This window comes from Micromonospora cremea (genome assembly GCF_900143515.1).
GTDB lineage: Bacteria > Actinomycetota > Actinomycetes > Mycobacteriales > Micromonosporaceae > Micromonospora > Micromonospora cremea.
The window spans coordinates 424,217-440,190 of sequence record NZ_FSQT01000001.1 but is presented as its reverse complement, the minus strand read 5'-3'; the positions used below and the strand labels follow the sequence as shown (position 1 = coordinate 440,190).

The 15,974-nt window shown below is 68.2% G+C and carries 19 protein-coding genes and 1 pseudogene; 6 read left to right on the top strand and 14 right to left on the bottom strand.

The annotated features are described in order from the left end of the window. Positions 1 to 4 precede the first annotated feature (4 nt). The 3 genes from BUS84_RS39355 to BUS84_RS39350 all read right to left on the bottom strand — a co-directional run bounded on the left by BUS84_RS39355 (position 5) and on the right by BUS84_RS39350 (position 2,281). Positions 5 to 454 carry a hypothetical protein gene (locus BUS84_RS39355; RefSeq protein WP_244298327.1) on the bottom strand — a complete coding sequence of 150 codons (450 nt, stop codon included), beginning with the start codon at positions 452 to 454 and terminating at the stop codon, positions 5 to 7. A 427-nt stretch (positions 455 to 881) separates the two neighbouring features. Then, positions 882 to 1,760 (bottom strand): RNA polymerase sigma-70 factor, encoded by an 879-nt coding sequence (locus BUS84_RS01970; protein ID WP_074308245.1) that lies wholly within the window; start codon positions 1,758 to 1,760, stop codon positions 882 to 884. Next, positions 1,757 to 2,281 carry a carboxymuconolactone decarboxylase family protein gene (locus BUS84_RS39350; RefSeq protein ID WP_280175122.1) on the bottom strand — a complete coding sequence of 175 codons (525 nt, stop codon included), beginning with the start codon at positions 2,279 to 2,281 and terminating at the stop codon, positions 1,757 to 1,759. Before BUS84_RS39350 ends, BUS84_RS01970 begins: the two co-directional genes overlap by 4 nt. Before the next feature lie 452 nt (positions 2,282 to 2,733). Here BUS84_RS39350 and BUS84_RS01960 point away from each other — a divergent pair, with 452 nt between their 5' ends. Further along, positions 2,734 to 3,105 carry a hypothetical protein gene (locus BUS84_RS01960; protein WP_074308244.1) on the top strand — a complete coding sequence of 124 codons (372 nt, stop codon included), beginning with the start codon at positions 2,734 to 2,736 and terminating at the stop codon, positions 3,103 to 3,105. Between the two features lie 10 nt (positions 3,106 to 3,115). Here BUS84_RS01960 and BUS84_RS01955 read toward each other — a convergent pair. After that, a pseudogene (locus BUS84_RS01955) lies at positions 3,116 to 3,724 on the bottom strand (YdeI/OmpD-associated family protein). 102 nt (positions 3,725 to 3,826) lie between these two features. Between BUS84_RS01955 and BUS84_RS01950 the strand changes: the two are divergent. Next, positions 3,827 to 4,018 (top strand): hypothetical protein, encoded by a 192-nt coding sequence (locus tag BUS84_RS01950; protein ID WP_074308242.1) that lies wholly within the window; start codon positions 3,827 to 3,829, stop codon positions 4,016 to 4,018. 101 nt (positions 4,019 to 4,119) lie between these two features. On the opposite strand, the gene BUS84_RS01945 is transcribed toward BUS84_RS01950, so the two are convergent. Further along, entirely contained in the window at positions 4,120 to 5,364 is a 1,245-nt protein-coding gene (locus tag BUS84_RS01945) for an RNA polymerase sigma factor (protein ID WP_074308240.1), read from the bottom strand. Further along, the gene (locus BUS84_RS01940; protein WP_074311912.1) at positions 5,361 to 5,723 is read right to left on the bottom strand and encodes a YciI family protein; all 363 of its coding nucleotides are present in this window, start codon (positions 5,721 to 5,723) and stop codon (positions 5,361 to 5,363) included. Before BUS84_RS01940 ends, BUS84_RS01945 begins: the two co-directional genes overlap by 4 nt. A gap of 170 nt (positions 5,724 to 5,893) precedes the next feature. On the opposite strand from BUS84_RS01940, the gene BUS84_RS01935 reads away from it, so the two are divergent. The 3 genes from BUS84_RS01935 to BUS84_RS01925 all read left to right on the top strand — a co-directional run bounded on the left by BUS84_RS01935 (position 5,894) and on the right by BUS84_RS01925 (position 7,984). Then, a complete protein-coding gene (locus BUS84_RS01935; protein ID WP_074308238.1) occupies positions 5,894 to 6,418 on the top strand; it encodes a DUF6069 family protein in 525 nt (174 codons plus the stop codon). Positions 6,419 to 6,702: 284 nt separating this feature from the next. Further along, positions 6,703 to 7,281 carry an IS110 family transposase gene (locus BUS84_RS01930; protein ID WP_244298523.1) on the top strand — a complete coding sequence of 193 codons (579 nt, stop codon included), beginning with the start codon at positions 6,703 to 6,705 and terminating at the stop codon, positions 7,279 to 7,281. Continuing rightward, positions 7,259 to 7,984, top strand: a complete 726-nt coding sequence (locus BUS84_RS01925; RefSeq protein WP_074307998.1) for a transposase — start codon at positions 7,259 to 7,261, stop codon at positions 7,982 to 7,984. Before BUS84_RS01930 ends, BUS84_RS01925 begins: the two co-directional genes overlap by 23 nt. 292 nt (positions 7,985 to 8,276) lie before the next feature. On the opposite strand, the gene BUS84_RS01920 is transcribed toward BUS84_RS01925, so the two are convergent. From BUS84_RS01920 to BUS84_RS01910, 3 genes are all read right to left on the bottom strand, one after another. Continuing rightward, positions 8,277 to 9,332, bottom strand: a complete 1,056-nt coding sequence (locus BUS84_RS01920) for a hypothetical protein (protein ID WP_074308236.1) — start codon at positions 9,330 to 9,332, stop codon at positions 8,277 to 8,279. Continuing rightward, positions 9,329 to 9,676, bottom strand: coding sequence for a PadR family transcriptional regulator (locus BUS84_RS01915; RefSeq protein WP_244298326.1), 348 nt, complete (start codon positions 9,674 to 9,676; stop codon positions 9,329 to 9,331). Before BUS84_RS01915 ends, BUS84_RS01920 begins: the two co-directional genes overlap by 4 nt. Positions 9,677 to 10,202: 526 nt before the next feature. Continuing rightward, the gene (locus BUS84_RS01910; RefSeq protein WP_074308232.1) at positions 10,203 to 10,568 is read right to left on the bottom strand and encodes a MerR family transcriptional regulator; all 366 of its coding nucleotides are present in this window, start codon (positions 10,566 to 10,568) and stop codon (positions 10,203 to 10,205) included. A 90-nt stretch (positions 10,569 to 10,658) separates the two neighbouring features. Here BUS84_RS01910 and BUS84_RS01905 point away from each other — a divergent pair, with 90 nt between their 5' ends. Next, the gene (locus BUS84_RS01905) at positions 10,659 to 11,150 is read left to right on the top strand and encodes a hypothetical protein (RefSeq protein WP_074308230.1); all 492 of its coding nucleotides are present in this window, start codon (positions 10,659 to 10,661) and stop codon (positions 11,148 to 11,150) included. Between the two features lie 92 nt (positions 11,151 to 11,242). On the opposite strand, the gene BUS84_RS01900 is transcribed toward BUS84_RS01905, so the two are convergent. The 5 genes from BUS84_RS01900 to BUS84_RS01885 form a co-directional block, all read right to left on the bottom strand. Then, entirely contained in the window at positions 11,243 to 12,178 is a 936-nt protein-coding gene (locus BUS84_RS01900; RefSeq protein WP_244298527.1) for an IS4 family transposase, read from the bottom strand. Positions 12,179 to 12,192: 14 nt separating this feature from the next. Continuing rightward, a complete protein-coding gene (locus BUS84_RS39345) occupies positions 12,193 to 12,570 on the bottom strand; it encodes a transposase domain-containing protein (RefSeq protein ID WP_244298325.1) in 378 nt (125 codons plus the stop codon). A gap of 173 nt (positions 12,571 to 12,743) precedes the next feature. Continuing rightward, positions 12,744 to 13,988: an IS701 family transposase gene (locus BUS84_RS01895; RefSeq protein WP_167627036.1), complete on the bottom strand. Its 1,245-nt coding sequence runs from the start codon at positions 13,986 to 13,988 to the stop codon at positions 12,744 to 12,746. A gap of 270 nt (positions 13,989 to 14,258) precedes the next feature. Continuing rightward, a complete protein-coding gene (locus tag BUS84_RS01890; RefSeq protein ID WP_074308226.1) occupies positions 14,259 to 15,173 on the bottom strand; it encodes a tyrosine-type recombinase/integrase in 915 nt (304 codons plus the stop codon). 299 nt (positions 15,174 to 15,472) lie between these two features. Further along, positions 15,473 to 15,961 (bottom strand): MarR family transcriptional regulator, encoded by a 489-nt coding sequence (locus tag BUS84_RS01885; protein ID WP_074308224.1) that lies wholly within the window; start codon positions 15,959 to 15,961, stop codon positions 15,473 to 15,475. Positions 15,962 to 15,974: the final 13 nt, after the last annotated feature.

Sequence of the window (15,974 nt, the reverse complement as noted above, 5' to 3'; positions counted from 1 at the left end):
AGCCCTAGCCGACGAAGGCCGGCTCGGGCGGGTGCATCAGCAGGTTCCGCACGCTTGTGGACCGCCGCCACCGTAGGTGCACCGCCGACCGCGCATCCATGATTTCGTCGAACGGGCACCACAGCACCTGAAGCATGTCCGTGCCATCGGGACAGGGCAGATCAGGGACGTCCCGGGCGTAGAGCTGCGCCAGCGGGATGAGCGGCAGCGGCTCCCCCGGCAGCAGCGCCGGGTCGTAACCGGCAGCTACGCGGTCTACGACCACCTTCTCATCGGGAGTGAGCAGATTCGTTCCCGGCGGCCTGGGCCGTTGCCACGCCGCGGCGAGGATGCGTCGACGCGTGCGGACGTCCTCCAGCGTCGTCAACTCGTACGGCTCGTGCTCGTCGCTGCATGTCGGCCAGGCCTCGCCTACCGGCCACAGCAAAGGCCCACCCACCGAGCTGTCATGCACGGTCGGGTCTCCTGGGCGGGGATGAAGGCGGGTGGCGGTCCTGGCCCTCGCTGCCAGTTCCGGAAACAACGAGACCACATCCAACGGACGCGGTGGGGTGGTGCGCGTCATGATTCCCTCTCCTGATCACCGGCCTGCATCCAACCACGTGGCGCTGACAGGAGAGGAGCCGTCACAGAGCCCGCTGGACATCCGGTCAGATCTTTTGTGATTGCTGCTTAGCGCGACGAGACGTTCCACCTCCGTAAGGCGAGATGCCCGGGTTCCCGCTACCGACTGCTACACCCCAAGGCATCAAGGCGCCCATCACCCCTCAGGCGCGGACAAGGCATCATCGGCATGTCCGGACACTCCGAGGGCAGCTGCTGGGCGATCACGCTCCGCAGCGCGCGGATCGCGGCAGATGCGAGGATGCGTAAGCCCGGACTCACCGTCGAAGCTCGGCCACCTCGCCCAGCCGCTCGAGCTTGTGCGGGTTGCGGATCGCGTAGATCTGGGTGATCCGGCCGTCCTCGATGACGAACGACACGGCCGTGTCGTTCTCGCCGCCGGGGTCGATGCGCGCCGCGATGCCGCCGTTGAGGTCGACGATGAAAGCCCCGGCGCCGGGCGCGACCTCGGCGAAGCGGGCCATCACCGGGGCGAGCTTCGCGGCCCCGCGGACCGGCTTCGGGATTGTCGGGGCCAGGCCGCCGCCGTCGCCCACGACGAGCACGTCGGGAGCCAGCACCTCGAGCAGTCCGGGCACGTCGCCGGTGGTCAGCGCGGCGAGGAACCGCTCGACCACCTGCTCCTGCTCGGTGCGGCTCACCGACATCCGCGGCCGGCGCGCCGCCACGTGCTTGCGGGCCCGCGTCGCGATCTGGCGCACCGCCGCCGGCGACTTGTCCAGCGCCTCGGCGATCTCGTCGTACGGCACGTCGAAGACCTCGCGGAGCACGAAGACCGCGCGCTCCGTCGGCAGCAGCGTCTCGAGTACCGCCAGCATGGCGATCGACACGCTCTCCGCAAGCTCGACGTCCTCGGCGACGTCCGGGCTGGTCAGCACGGGCTCGGGCAGCCACTCGCCCACGTACTCCTCGCGCTGCCGCGCGAGCGTGCGCAGCCGGTTGAGGCAGAGCCGGGTCACGATCCGCACGAGGTACGCCCGAGGGTCCCGGACCTCGCAGCGCTCGGCATCGACCAAGGCTGCCCACCGCATCCAGGTCTCCTGCACCACGTCCTCGGCGTCGGCGACCGAGCCGAGCATCTCGTAGGCGACGGTGAACAGCAGGCTGCGGTGGGCGACGAAGGGATCCTCGCTCATGACGCGGACGCTACTCCCGGTCGCTCGGCCAGCGGCTTTAAGCCGCACGTGGCGGCGAAGCCGTCGGACTCGATGCCGAGCGCCACGTTGCCACGCGTGCTCATGTTCGCGAATGCGATCACCGAGGTGAGCTCGACCACGGCGGAAGGTCCCAGCTCGGCGTGCAGCCGGTCCACCAGCTCGTCGGTCACGGTCGGCGGTGTCTGGCTCATCGCCTCGGCGTACTCCAGGACGTCCCGCTCCAGCGGAGTGAAGACGTCCACCTCCCGCCACCGCGGGATCTCGCGCGCCTTCTCCACGTCGAGCCCCTTGTTGCGGGTCTCGAAGTAGTTGAAGTCCAGGCACCACGTGCAGCCGACTAGCGACGCGACCGCCATGTGGGCGAACGACTTCAGGCCCTCGTCGCAGGCGTCCCACTTCTGCAGCTTGCCGCCGAGGCCGAAGCTGGCGAACAGCACCTTGGGGTTGTGCCAGTAGACGCCCACCGCCGTCGGCACCTTGCCCAGTTTCTTCTCGATCATCCGCTTGATCAGGGCTCCCTTGACGCCGGTGATCTCGGCCGGGGGGATGCGGGTCGTGTGCTCCATGTCTCCTCCTGTGTCGGTGGCTGTGTCGACGGGGTGATAGGTCGTCATGCCATGGAGACACCGGCCGGGCCGCGGATGTGACAGCGAGCGGGAGAAACGACTGGTCTGTTCGTCGTAGTCGGCGTCGGTGTACTCGATCGTGGTCCAGGCGTCCTTCGGGATCGAGGAGATCGCGGTCTTGACCTTGGCGTCCAAGCGCACGGTGACCGAGACGTCCGCGCCCGACTTGAGTGCCGCGGCCGGGGCGCAGCGGAATGACCTTCCGTACGGGCGAGCGGAACGCGGCAGAAGCGTGCATCTGATCATGGCCGAGGTGCGACCAGTGGCGAAGCCGAAGCCGGGCACGGGTCAGCAGGGAATCCTCTGCAGTCGCTAGGGTCGTCATCGTGAGCGATCATCACGGCGGCACTTGGACGCTGCACCGGCGCGACGACGGCCGGGTACTTGCTGGTCTCGTGGTGACCGGTGGCGACTTCCCGTGGCTGAACGCTCGTGTCGACCCGAGGGAAGGGCTCGCGGAGGTCCGGACGCTCTTCGCCGAGGAGCTGCGGCTGCTCGATGGTGTCGATGAGGACGTGGAGTCCTGGGAGCGCGCGTACGAGGCAGTTCGGAACGCCGTGACGCTTAGGTACCCGGCGGGCCAGGAGGTTCCTGAGTTCCTACTTCACATCGATGGTAACGAGGCGTGGTGGCGGTGGAGCGACGAGCCGTTTAGCGAGGAGGAGGAGAAGCCAGCGCGCCCGCTCGGCGGCAGATGAGTGCACATGATCATGAAGATGCCGATTGCGGCCAGTTCGGAGGCTTGGCCGTCTGCGGGCAAATCGTCTCGTGACGGGCCAGCATGGCAACGAACTCGCCGATCTTCCGCTCGCGGGTCTGCGCCCGTTTGACGGCGTTGACGCGGTGGATGAGAGCGAACCGGTTGGTTTTGGTGAGTACGTCGAACATGGCCTGGGCGGGGTCGGCAGCGATGGCGGCGAGGAGGTCGGCCGGCACCTCGGCCTCCGACGGCGGGGCGTAGGCGGCCGCCCACCGCCCGTCCGCCTTCGCGGCTTCTACCGCGACGCGGCCTGGGGGCAGCATTCGTCCCTGCGCCCCCAGCCGGGCCGCGTGGGCGACGTTGCGTTGTGACCAGGAACTGCGGGGCCTGCGCGGGGTGAACCGGATCCAGGAGGTTTCCTGATCCCGTTTACGGGCCTGCCCGTCGATCCAGCCGAAACACAGGGCCTCGTCGACCGCCTGCTGCCAGGTCAGCGTCGTGACTGTGCCGCCCTTCCTGCTCAGGGCGAGCCGGGCGACGTGGCGTGGTTGGCCAACAACCACGCGCAGCGCGTCGGCGTCCGCGACGATCAACTCATCCAGTTCGGCACTCGCCATGACGGCAGGCTATCGCTGCGCCGTGGCCGCAGCCTCTGCCTGTTGGACCGCCCGACTCGCCGGGCTGCCGGTCGCTCGGCGTACCGTCGGGGCAGGGCCTCGATGCTCACGACGGTCTCGACGTCGGGCCGGCATGTCGGACTCCTCGTGCACGTGCCGGTTGCGGCGAGCGTCGTCCACGACCACGGGCCTCTGACAATCGCCAGCGCCATCCACGGTGGCGGCCAGACGCCGTACGAGGCGGCGACGCCCGGTGATCCAGCCGCGCACCTCAACCGCTCGGTCTGCGGCTGATGAGCGCATGTTCTTAAGCAGATCGAGTTCCGCAATTTCACGGCAGACTATCGGCCAAGGTTGGGCGGCCCCGGTTCATCAACTTGAGTGGTGGGACGCCCTCATGATCCGAGTCGCATGGCGCAAGCGGTGAGATGGCGGCGCTCGGGCAGGCTGGTGGCGCGTCGCGCGGCCTCGCGGTATTCGGCCGCGGCTGTGGTGTGCTCGCCTGCCAGTTCGCGCAGGTGGGCGCGGGTCGCGAGGAGGCGGTGGTGGCGTGCCATCCGCTGGTCGGATTCCAGCGCTGCCAGCAGAACCAGCCCTGCTGACGGGCCGTGCACCATGGCGACGGCGACCGCACGGTTGAGCGTGACCATCGGCCCCGGCGCGAGCTGCTCTAACAGTTCGTACAGGGCGAGGATCTGCGGCCAGTCGGTCGATTCCATGTGCTCGGCCTCGTCGTGGACCGCGGCGATGGCCGCCTGCACCTGGTACGGGCCGACCGGGCCCCGGGCCAGCGTCTCGGTGACGAGTGCGACCCCATTGGCGATGAGCTTCCGGTCCCAGTTGCTGCGGTCCTGCTCGGCAAGCGGCACCAACGCACCGTCCGGTGTTGTACGGGCGGGTCGGCGCGCCTCAGTGAGCAGCATCAGGGCCAGCAGCCCGCTCACCTCGCCGTCGTCGGGGAGCAGCCGTCGCAACCAGGTGGTGAGCCGGATCGCCTCGTTGGACAGCTGAGGCGCGGTGAGGTCCGGGCCGGTAGTGGCGGTGTAGCCCTCGTTGAAGAGCAGGTACAGAACGTGCAGCACGGCGCGCAGCCGCTCGGCGCGCTCCGGGCCCTTCGGCATCACGAACGTCGTACCGCTGGTTCTGATGCTTTGTTTTGCTCTGCTGATGCGTTGCGCCATGGTCGCCTGCGGGACCAGGAACGCGGCAGCGACCTGCGCGGTGGTGAGGCCGCCGACCGCGCGCAGGGTCAGCGCAATCTGGCTGGGCGGCGACAGCGCCGGGTGGCAGCACAGGAACAGCAGGGTCAGGGAGTCGTCGCGGTCGGCGCCCGGCTCGGCGTCCGCGGGCCGGCCCAGCAGCTCCGACTGCGGGGTGGCGGCGATGATCGCGTCTTCGCGCCGCCGCCGGGCCTGGTCGCTGCGGACCTCGTCGAGCAACCGGTGGGACGCGACGGTGACCAGCCACCCGCGGGGGTTGTCCGGAGGGCCCTCGGCGGGCCACCGCGTCGCGGCCCGAAGAAGCGCCTCCTGCGTCGCGTCCTCGCAGGTGTCGAACTGCCCGTACCGGCGAACCAACGCGCCGAGGACCTGCGGCGCCAGCTCGCGCAGCAGGTCCTCGACGTCCCGGTCAGGAATCACAGGTCGGCGGCCGCCTCGTGCAGGACCGGCCACACCTCGACCGGCTCGACGTCGGCCCACGGCATGTCCGCGGCGATCTCGTACGCCCGCTGTTCGTTCTCGCAGTCCAGCAGGTAGAAGCTGGCGAGGTACTCCTTCGTCTCCAGGTACGGCCCGTCGGTGACCGCCGGGGCACCGTCCGTGCGCCGCACCAGGCGGGCCGCTGCGGCGTCGGCCAGGCCGTATGCGCCCAGCAGTTCGCCGGTCCCTTGGTATTTCTTGTTGAACGCGTCCTGCTTGGCGATTTCCGCGGGCCAGGTCTCAGCCGGGATCGAGCTCCACTTCTCCTGGTTGCCATAGATCAGCAGCATGTACTTCATCAGGCTCATCCTTCCGTCCGCGCCACAGCCGGCGCGCTGTCACTTCGCAAACGGAGCCGGCACGCCACCCTCGACATCCCTACCAAAATTCTTCTGTGCCGGCGATGTCGAGCCCAGGGTCACCGCTCCGTCCATTTGGAGAAGGCAGCCACGACCAAGGGAGAACCATCATGGGTACCACGACGGTCCCGTCCACCGACGTCCTCGCCACCCGGCCGGTGTGGCTGATCAGCGTGCTGGCCGGACTAGCCGCAGCCGTCGCGACCGAGCTCTACGGCCTGGCCGCCCGCGCGGTGGGGATACCGATGGTGGCGGGCACCATCGGTGCCTCCGTCTCCGGGCCTATCACCATTGGCATGTTCGCCATGGGCACGGCGACGTCGGTGTTCTGGGGCACGATCCTCGCGGTGCTTCTCGCCCGTTACGCCCGCCGCCCAGCCCGCACCTACCTATGGACCACCATCGCACTGACCGCGGTGTCCATGGCCGGGCCGTACTTCGCCGGTGCCACCGCGACCTCGACCAAGCTGATGCTCGCCCTGGCACACATCATCGCTGCGGCGATCGTCATACCCGTCGTCACCGGTCGGCTAAGTCACTCCCCGGCCGTCTCAACGGTGTCGGGACGGGCGGGCCGCCGCCCGGCGGTGGGCGCTGAGAGGCTGGTCCACCCAGCCGACCGGCAACAGGACTGAGATGAGATTCTGCGACCGCCGCGCAGACACGGAACCGCATCGAACGTCCGCTCATCGGCACGTCCGGACGCCGGCGACCGGTGCCCGACCTCACCTTCGGTGACGAGCGCTTCGCGGCATAGAAAGACGTTCTGCGTGTCGATGCAGGACGTAGGAACGTCCCCCTGATGCGCTTGTCGGGCTTGGTGTCCCATCGCAGGAGGAGGACGTTCATGGGTAACGGTAGCGGTGTGTCCCGGGGTGATCGCAACCGCAACGCGCGGCTTGCTCGGCTGCGGGCGTTGGTGCCGGTGACCAACGCGATCGTGGGGATCGACTTGGCCGACGCGAAGCAGATGGTCGTAGTCACCGATCACGACTCGAAAGTGTTGGCCCGTAAGACATTCCGCTGCCGCGCCTGGAATCTCGGGGCAGTGTTGGACTGGGCCGCCGAGCGGGCCGCGGCGAAAGGCTGGGCGGGGGTGACGGTGGCGTGCGAGCCGACCGGGCACCGCTGGCGGGTCCTCGGCCAGCTCGCTGCGGACCGGGCGATGCCGTTCGTGTGCGTGCAGCCGATGCTGACCTCGTGGGCGCGGCGCAGCGAGGACCTGACCTCGGACAAAACCGATGAGAAGGACGCTGTGCTCATCGCTCGGCTGACCGCGCAGCTGCGCTGCTACGTGCCGGAGCCGATCGATGAGACCTGGGGCCGGCTGCGGCATCTGGGCGCCCGCCGCGAACAGCTCATCATCGAGATGGTCAGCCAGGTCCAGCAGATTCGCGCCCTGCTCGAGTGTGTCTGGCCCGCCGCGCTCGATACCGCCAAGCAGCCGTTTCGGTCGGCGCACCTGGGCTGCAGCGATGACGGTGATCTGCCAGCGTGACGGCGGCGACCTCGCCCGCACCCGACGCCTCGGTGCGGCCCGGTTCGAGCAGGCCGTGCGCCGTGAGATCACCCGCCGCGGCGGGTGCAAACCCTCGCTGCGCATCCTGCGGCACCTGTTCACCGCCTTGGCCGACCCCACCGGGGTGATCGCCCACCGGCCCGGTGCACTGGAGCGGGTCGCGTTCCTGCTGCAGGACTGGCACACCGCCACCGACAAGCTCACCGACACCGAGACCCGGATGACCCGCGTCCTCGACGAGCTCAAGCTGACCGATCTGGCCACCTCCCTCCCCGGCCTATCGGCCGTCGGCGCCGCGGCGATCCTCGCCGAGACGGGTGACCCGAACCGGTTCGCCACCGCCCGCGCCCTGGTCAAGCACGCCGGCCTCGCACCGCGGGAGAAACTGTCCGGCACGTTCGTCGGCCGCACCAAACTCACCGGCCAGGGCCGACCCGCGCTGCGTCTGGCCGCCTGGCGGGCAGTCTGGGGCGCCCAGCGCAGCAATGCCGTCTATGCCGCCCGCTACCAGCATTTGACCACCCGGGAGACCAACAAGCTCACGGCGACCCAAGCCCAGACCGTCATCGCCGCGGCGATCCTGCGCCAGTTGCACGCCGTCATCACCACCGGACGAGCGTGGAACGCCGACATCGCCACCTACGGCAGCCACCACCGCAGGCAGGTGGCTCTAGCCGCCTGATTCTTCGTCGCGGCGTTCAAGCTGACGGCCGGGGCGAGCCCTACGCGGCATTGAGACACGCACTGTGACCTCGCCTGTCATCATGGGCAGCCCCGGCCCGTCGTCTCATCAACCCGATTACACGCTGCCGGGGACCAACCCCATCACCGCTATGCAGGGACAGACGACGGCCGAGGCACCGACCAGAAGCTTGACCAAAACGACTTACGCTGATGACAGTACGTTCCGTTGTGGTCTGCGCGGCCGATGGGGCTTGCGTCTCGGGCCGGTGGTGCCGAGGTTGGGCGAGTTCCTACGTCGGTGTGGTGGGTCTTGGGGCGACGGTGGGGATCGATGGAAGTCGGCGCAGTGCCCGGATGGCTATTACGGCGAGCGGTACGCCCACCGCCAGGACGGCGATTGCCTGCACGGAAGCGATCGTGGCGAGGGTTGTGTGCTGTGCCTGGTCGCTGTAATCGAGCAGGGTTGCGGTTCGCAGGGCGAGCGTGGCTACGGCGAGCAGGGTGAGCGCCAGCGACCACGGCAGCGTGCGAGGACGACGACGGGATACTCGAACGGTCAGGTGTATCACCATGGCAGCAGTAACCGCCGCGCAGGACAGGCCCGGCCAGTCCACGAGCCTCAGCGCCGGTGTGGTCGCCTGGATGGTGAACAGCGGCACGGGGACGAGGAGGATGCCGATCGGCAGCGCGAGGAGCCAGGGGCGGCGCGGCACCGGTGGGGCGCCGTGGTGGAAGGCCGCCATGGCGAGTAGCAAGACGACGTCGATGAGCAGCATCGCCCAGGGCGACACGGACAGCGGTACATCACCGGCTTGTTGCACGGCGGTGGTGATGGCGGGAGGCACGACGGCGAGCAGGGCGACTGCCTGGGCCACGCGTCGGTGTCCGAGGACGAGCGCGATGTAGGCCGGTAACCAGGCGTAGCCGGCCAGGTCCCACGCGGTGTGCCAGATGCTCCCCGGCGGGATGAGTGCCCATTCGGGTGCAGGCGCCGGCAACCAGGCGATCTTCCCGGAGAGCCACAGTGTGACGGCGATGCTGGCGGTGACCATGACGGCGTGGGTCAGCATCGCCATCAGGGTCGCCAGTCGCGCGGCCTGCCCCCAGGCGTACGAGCGGGGTGGCGCGTCCGCCCCGCCGAGACGCAACCGCACGGCGAGGGACACGATGCTGGCGACCTCGGACAGGCTCGGCCGGCCGTAGTCCGTGACATACGCGGTGGTCTCGGAGTCGCCGGTGTCCATGCTGTCCAGGAAGGCGGCGACCATGTCGTCTTCCCATTCCTGCCGGTATGCGGCGGGCAGCAGCCGAAGAACGAACCGGTAGCGCTCCTCCAGCCGGCTCACGACGGCGTCCCCGTGATCGGGTTCCGCCGCTCGCGCAACCGGGTCGAGGCGAGGCGCGCGTTGGCGGCCAGCCGTTGAGCCTCTGCGTCGAGGGCGTCGCGGCCTTGTTCGGTCAACCGGTAGTACCGGCGTAACCGTCCTTGCCATGCCTCCTCGCGGTCCAGCTCGACCAGGCCATCACCGACGAGTCGGTCCAAGACCCCGTACAGGGAGCCGATTTTCAGCTGCACCCGCCCCCGCGACAGTTCTGCCACCTCCGCGACGATCCCGTAGCCGTGGCGCGGAGCGTCGAGCAGCGCGGTGAGGATGAAGAAGGCTGGTTCCGTCATCGTCCGAGAACTCATCCACCTAATATAGTGGAAGACAAGATATGCTGTGTGCCGGAGGCCGAGCTGGCGCGGGCGGGTTCACCGGGCCCCGGCAGGCGCGGAGCCCACGACAAGAAGGAGTGATCATGGGCGACGGTGACGCGGCGGACGCCGGAGACCTGGGCGGGCCGGATTTCGCTCCTGCGATACCGGCGGTGGAGAGCAGCGTCGTCGGCGCCCCGCCCACCAACGGGGCGGCCATCGTCCTGGGTCCCGGATACAGCGGTCAGGTCATACTGCCCGGGACCCCGCAACGGGTTCGGCCGCTGCCCCCAGTCGCAAGCAGTGACCTTGGCGGCGGAGCTGGAGTGGATTCACGGGCAGCGCCGACGATCATCCGTAACGGGGCCCGGAAGCTAGCGAATGACCGGGTCGGCACGTCCGGACGTCGCAGACCGGTGCCGACGTCACCTTCGGTGACGAGCGCTTCGCGGCAGAAGCGTGCATCCGACCGAGACACGTGGCTCCGGGACCTTTCGGCATGGGTCGTAAAGCGGCTCGTTCAGCCGACCTGACCTGCCGCCTGCAACGGACATGCCGCACCTATGCGAGCGGACAGGTCGGCCCGCAGCGCCGCTAGCGCGGCCATGCGCTCGTCGATGATCCGAATCTTCTCCTCCAACAGCGCCGACAACGCTGGTCCGTCATCCGTCGCGTCGCGCAGTTGCTCACCGTGCTGAGCGATTTCCGCCAAGGAGAAACCGAGCCTCTGCGCGGTGCGGACGTGTCGCAACCAGGTCACCGCCTCGGGCGGATAATCGCGGTATCCGTTTGTCAGCCGCCGCCCCACGACGAGGCCGAGCTTCTCGTAGAACCGAACGGTGTCCCTGGTTGTGCCCGCCTGCGCGGCCAACTCGCCGATACGCATGCTCTCTCTCCTCGCAAGCTCGAGCTTGACCTTGGACCGTACTCCACCCTTTAGCGTGAGGCGTCAAGTCCCGAGCCAGCAGGAGCCTCCGTGATCCGCGTTCGCGACCCCTTCCGCCCTGCCTACCTTCACGTCGTGCGCGCGAGCGCCTGGTACGACCTCGTCGTCACCGCAGGGTTCGCCACACCCTGGACATATGTGCTGCTGCACCGCTTGCTGACGTCGTTGGGCGAGGCGCTCGGGTTGGGCGCACTACCGCCCGTCGACCCCATGCAGACCTTGTATGCGAACCTGATGGGTTCCGTTGTGGTCGTCTGGGCAGCGCTGCGCATCGTCAGGCCGATGCCGGTGCATGGGCTCCTCGACGGGGTCGCGCGCGCCTTGTTCGCGATATGGCAGGGGTACGCGCTCGCGCAGGGTGTCTCGGGTTTGCTGTGGCTGTTTCTCGTCGTCGAGGTGTCGTTCGGTATCGTGCAGCTCGGGCCGTGGTGGCGCGTCCGGCGCGCCACACCAGCAGGGATTCAGCACACGCTCCCGCGCAGTCCGCGATCGGGTACGGCATTCGAGCGACCTGACGCGTGACCAACCCACCTTGTGGGCGTTGGCAGCGGGCAACTGAACAAACCGAGCGCGTCTAGTACCAACGCCGTTCAGTTAGGCGGTTGGTGCGGGCGTCAAGGGTCGGGGATGACGATGTCGATGCTGGTGGTGGCTTGATAGCTGCGTCGGTCGGTGTTGGGGCCGCGGGCTTGGTATTTGCTGTTCGAGCGTTTGATCATGCGTGTCTTGGTGCGCAGGCGGCGGTCGGGGAGCAGGTGGGCCAGAACATCGGCGCCGATGACGCCGACGAGGTCGATGGCGGTGTCGGCGATGACGCCGGCGGCGTGCACGATCTGGTCGCGGGCGGTGTTCAGGGCGGTGGTGAAGCTGGCCCGGTCGGGGTCGAGGCCGGGCCGGCTGTCGGTGGCGTCGACCATCGCGGTGCGGAGTAGTTGGTAGACGCTGAGCAGGGCGTAGATCTCTTGCTGAACGCCGTCGGGGGTGCGGGCGCGTAGGACACGTCCGCCCAGGATCGAGGATTTGAGTTCGAGGTAGGCGGTCTCGATCTCCCAGCGCTGGTGGTAGAGCCGGATCAGTTCGGCGCCGGGATGGGTGAGCGGGTTGAGCAACGTGGTGATCAGTCGGTAGCCGCTGGTGCGGGTGTCCTCGGTGGTGGTGATGCTGATCTGCGCGTCGATGACCCGGATCGGTAGCCCGCCGATGACCGAGGAGAAGGAGCCGTCGCGGTGGCGGCGCAGAGTCGGTAGTTTGCGGCCGTTCTTGCAGCGGATGAGCAGGTGCGCGCCGGTCGCGGCCAGGGTGGTGACCAGGTCGGCGGCGGCGTAGTTTCGGTCGGCCAGCAGCAGCATCCCGGGCCGTAGGCTGCGGGCGAGGTGGCGGGCCTGGTCGAGTTCGCCGGTGCTGACCGGGTCGAACACGGCGTCCAGGACCGAGCGGGTGCCGCAGGACTTCAGGGCGCTGAGCCGTAGTTGGGGGTAGCCGGATGCGCCGTTGTTGCATCGCTGTTTGGCATAGCGGCCGGTGTTCGCGGCTGAGTCCGCGACCGTCAGGAGGGTTCCGTCGATTACGGCCAGCAGCAGACACCACGCCAGCGCACCTGGGCGGCGTTGGTGGCGGCCGGGCCACGCAGCAGATCGAACAACGCCCGCACCGGTTGCGGGCCGAGGCGTTGCCGGGCCTGGCGCAACGCGCTGCCGCTGGGCGAGACGATCGGCAGGCCGGACAATCCGCTGGTCAGCTTGCGCCATACCTGCTGGTATCCCAGTTCGGCGAACAGGCATCCCGCGAGCAGTAAATACATCACGACCCGGGCCGGCAACAGCCGGACCCGTGACTCGGTACGCCTGGTCGAGGCCAGGACATCATCGACCATCTCGAACGGCACCAGACGAGTCAACTCGCCCAGGTGACCTGGCGCGAACACACCCGCGGCTACCGTCACCGTCCGAGTTATGGCAATCTGATCAGCCAGCGGAGCTCCAGGTGCAAGGGCGTCTTAGAGTGACCACCCTCTATACCGGAGCTCCGCTGCTTCGTCTCCACGACACGCTTGACAACCCACCACGCCGCCTAACTGAACGGCGTTGCGTCTAGTACTCCAGCCGGGGATCGTGATCACGGCTCGATGAGGGCTTGTCGGGCGTAGTGGCTGGTCATGGCTCTGGCTTGGTGGCGGCGTCGGCGGATGGACCAGGAGAGCGGGTCGCAGCGTCGGCGGGCGGGTTCGGTGATCAGAACGTGGAACAGGTGGCGTAGCTCGTTGACGGTCAGCGGGATCAGCCCGACCGGCTTGTAGCGGTTGCGGTGCTCGGCGGTCGCGGCGGCGAGGAACGCGTGGGCGAGGATGGCCAGAGTGGTCCAGCGGTGCCAGGAGGCCCAGCGGCGGTGTTGGTGCTGGTCCAGGCCGAGGCCGGTCTTCGCGGACTGGAACGATTCCTCGATCTTCCAGCGTCGGCCGGCGACCGCGACGAGAGTGCCGAGCGTGACGAACTCGGGTGCCCAGCAGCGGTAGAAGGCCAGCTCACCGGTGCGGCGGCTGCGGCGGATCAGCAGCCAGTGGTGCCCGCCCTGGCCGTCGGTGGCGTGGGGCAGGGCGATGAAGGACCAGTCGTAGTAGCGGTGGCCTTTCGCGCCCTGACCAGCGGACACCCGCTGCCAGGCGGTGGCGGGCAGCTCGGCGGCGAGAGCGTCGACGCGGTAGACGCCGAGGCCGGTGATCACCTGATGTGAGCAGGCCACGGCCAGGACATAGGCCAGTCGCAGCTGACGCAGCCGGGCGGCCAGGCGGGGATCGTTGCCGTAGGCCTCGTCGCCGGCCGCCCACCGGCACGGCAGCCCAGCGGTGACCGCGGCCTCGATCATGTGGGTCGCCAGCTGCGGTTTGGTCGCGAAGCGCACCTGCTCAGGAACACCGGCCTCGGCGCGGCGATCGGGATCGTCGCACCACGACTTCGGCAGGTAGAGGGCCGTGTCGAGCATCGCGTGAGCAGTCTCGGTGGCATAGACCAGGTGCACGGCGAGCTGACAGTTCTCGATCTTCCCGGCCGTGCCCGAATACTGCCGCTGCACACCGACGGTGTGCCGGCCCTTCTTCAGATCACCCGTCTCGTCAATGACCAGCACGGCCTCGACATCACCGAGATGCTCACCGACGAACTCGCGGACATCGGCACGAACCTCGGCGTCGTCCCACATCACCCGCATCAGCAAGTCCTGCATCCCGTCCGGGCCAGCGTCCCCGGCGTGCTCGGCGATGGTCCAGCAGTTCTTCCGCGGTAGCGGCGCCAACAGCCCTCGAACGAAGTCACGCACCCGGCGACGCGGCTCGGGCCTGCGGAAACGCTGCCCAACCGTCAACATCAGATCGTCGAACAACACACGCCACCGCTGGGCGTCTACCCTGTATCCGGCAGCCACCGCTGCGTCATGGTCAGTCCACACAACCGTCCATGATCGACGGTGGCTGCCCCCGTACCCACACCGCATCGAACCGCAGCTCAGCCAAGGTCAACATCCCCGGCTGGAGTACTAGAGGACGGTTCCCCGGCGGATGCTGGCTCAGGACCGACCGAGCAGAATCGCAGCAAGGTCGAGTATTCGCTCATCGGCAGATCCGCTCGTCATGTTTTGCTATGTTCCGGAGGCCATGTAGGCGGCGAGGATGTAGTTGGGATGGCGGTCGAGGTTCTTGCGGGCGCGGTCGTAGCGCATGGTCGTACGGGGATCGGCATGGCGGGCGGCGATCTGCACGTCGCGAAGGCTGACGCCGGCGTCGAGCATGGTGGTGACGAAGTTGTGACGCAGCATATGTGGGTGCATCCTCGGCATCCGAATCCCGGCGCTGGCGGCGAGGTGTTTGAGCCGGCGGGTTGCAGCGTGCCGGTCCATCCGCGTCCCGAGGGTGTTGCGCAAGATCGGACCGTCGAGGCGGCCGTCGACCGCCCGGTCCACGGCCCTGGCAACTGCGGGTGGCAGCGGAACCAGGACGACCTTGCCGCCCTTGCCGCGGACGCGTAGGACGCGGTGGCGGTGTTCCTCGCCGAGGTCGGCGATGTTGGCGCCGCATGCTTCGAAGATCCGTAGCCCGAGCAGGCCGAGCATGGCGACCAGGGCGAAGTCGTTCGGGTTGGCCGATAGGCGTGCAGTGGTGATCAGGGCTTCGAACTGTAGGTGGCCGAGTCCGAGGGTGGGTGATTCGGGCGGCATTGTAGGTCTGCGGACGTAGTCGGCGGGAGAGTTCGGCAGGATGCCGTCGATGACGCAGACTCGGTAGAAGCCGACCACGATCGACAGGCGGCGGGAGGCGGTCGAGGGCTGGAATCGGCGTACGTCCTGCAGCCAACGCACGTACCGCTCGATGTCCGTGCGTGCAACCGACAGCGGATCCAGGTCATGGTCGGTGCACCAGGTCAGGTAGACGCGCAGGTCGGACTGGGTGTGCAGCCGTGTGTCACCGCGGTAGCGGCCGAGGTAGGCAGCTACCGCCGCACGCCGAACAACACGATCAGGGGAGACGACTGAGCCGGAAGCGGGAGAGGTAGTCATACCTCACGGTGCGTTACCACACATAGTCAGTGTCAACGCCCGCTGCGCGGCAGTTGAGTGTTCCTGATCTTGGATCGGGGCTATCCGATTTTCGGTGTAACTGGTGGTTATTGACGACAGTGTGGGTCCGACCCGGGTCGTGGGTTTCGGCGGCGGAGGCAACGTACCGCCAGCGGCAGCCAGCGCCGGAGTTGTCGCCCAGCTTCGTGCTGCTCCGCTGATCCTGGACGGCCGTCTGCGCGTGTTCGCGACGCAATCGTGTGCGCCCCAGCCGTCGACGCTGGTCGTTGGGGGTGTAGTCAGGCACCGCTGGCCGAGAGGTCGCGGGTTGCGGTGAGTCCGGCGTCGGTGCTCTTGCGGAGGAAGTCAGCGAGCAGTTTGAGTTGCTCCTCGTCGTAGTCGGCACAAATCGAGTCCATCGCCGAGTTCATCCCGGAGAACAACCGGTAGACCTCCTTTCCGCGGTCGGGAAGCGCCCGGACGGTGACGGCACGCCGGTCCGCGGGGTCGCGTTCGCGGGCGATCCAGCCGGCGCGTTCCAGCCGGTCGAGGATCCCGGTCACGGTGGCCGGGTGCAGCCCGGCCCGGCGGGCCAGGGTGCTGGGGCTCAGCGGCCCGTGCCGGCTAATGAGGTCGAGGCAGTCCATGTCGATGTCCTTGAGGTCGAGCTGGATCCCGACCTGCCGGTTCAGCATCGACAGCTGGTTGCGCAGGTCGCGCAGGGAGCTCTTGATCTCTGCGGTGAGATGCCTCCGGACGCGCCGGTCTCCAGATGTTACGTTACTCATATTGTTTGGGTTC

Coding starts and splice junctions, on each gene's coding strand:
- BUS84_RS39350 (WP_280175122.1), bottom strand. CDS start 2,281: ATGATCGAGAAGAAACTGGGCAAGGTGCCGACGGCGGTGGGCGTCTAC.
- BUS84_RS01925 (WP_074307998.1), top strand. CDS start 7,259: ATGACGGTGATCTGCCAGCGTGACGGCGGCGACCTCGCCCGCACCCGA.
- BUS84_RS01970 (WP_074308245.1), bottom strand. CDS start 1,760: ATGAGCGAGGATCCCTTCGTCGCCCACCGCAGCCTGCTGTTCACCGTC.
- BUS84_RS01940 (WP_074311912.1), bottom strand. CDS start 5,723: ATGAAGTACATGCTGCTGATCTATGGCAACCAGGAGAAGTGGAGCTCG.
- BUS84_RS01895 (WP_167627036.1), bottom strand. CDS start 13,988: ATGTTGACGGTTGGGCAGCGTTTCCGCAGGCCCGAGCCGCGTCGCCGG.
- BUS84_RS01910 (WP_074308232.1), bottom strand. CDS start 10,568: ATGCGTATCGGCGAGTTGGCCGCGCAGGCGGGCACAACCAGGGACACC.
- BUS84_RS01915 (WP_244298326.1), bottom strand. CDS start 9,676: ATGAGTTCTCGGACGATGACGGAACCAGCCTTCTTCATCCTCACCGCG.
- BUS84_RS01950 (WP_074308242.1), top strand. CDS start 3,827: ATGCTCACGACGGTCTCGACGTCGGGCCGGCATGTCGGACTCCTCGTG.
- BUS84_RS01885 (WP_074308224.1), bottom strand. CDS start 15,961: ATGAGTAACGTAACATCTGGAGACCGGCGCGTCCGGAGGCATCTCACC.
- BUS84_RS01890 (WP_074308226.1), bottom strand. CDS start 15,173: ATGACTACCTCTCCCGCTTCCGGCTCAGTCGTCTCCCCTGATCGTGTT.
- BUS84_RS01935 (WP_074308238.1), top strand. CDS start 5,894: ATGGGTACCACGACGGTCCCGTCCACCGACGTCCTCGCCACCCGGCCG.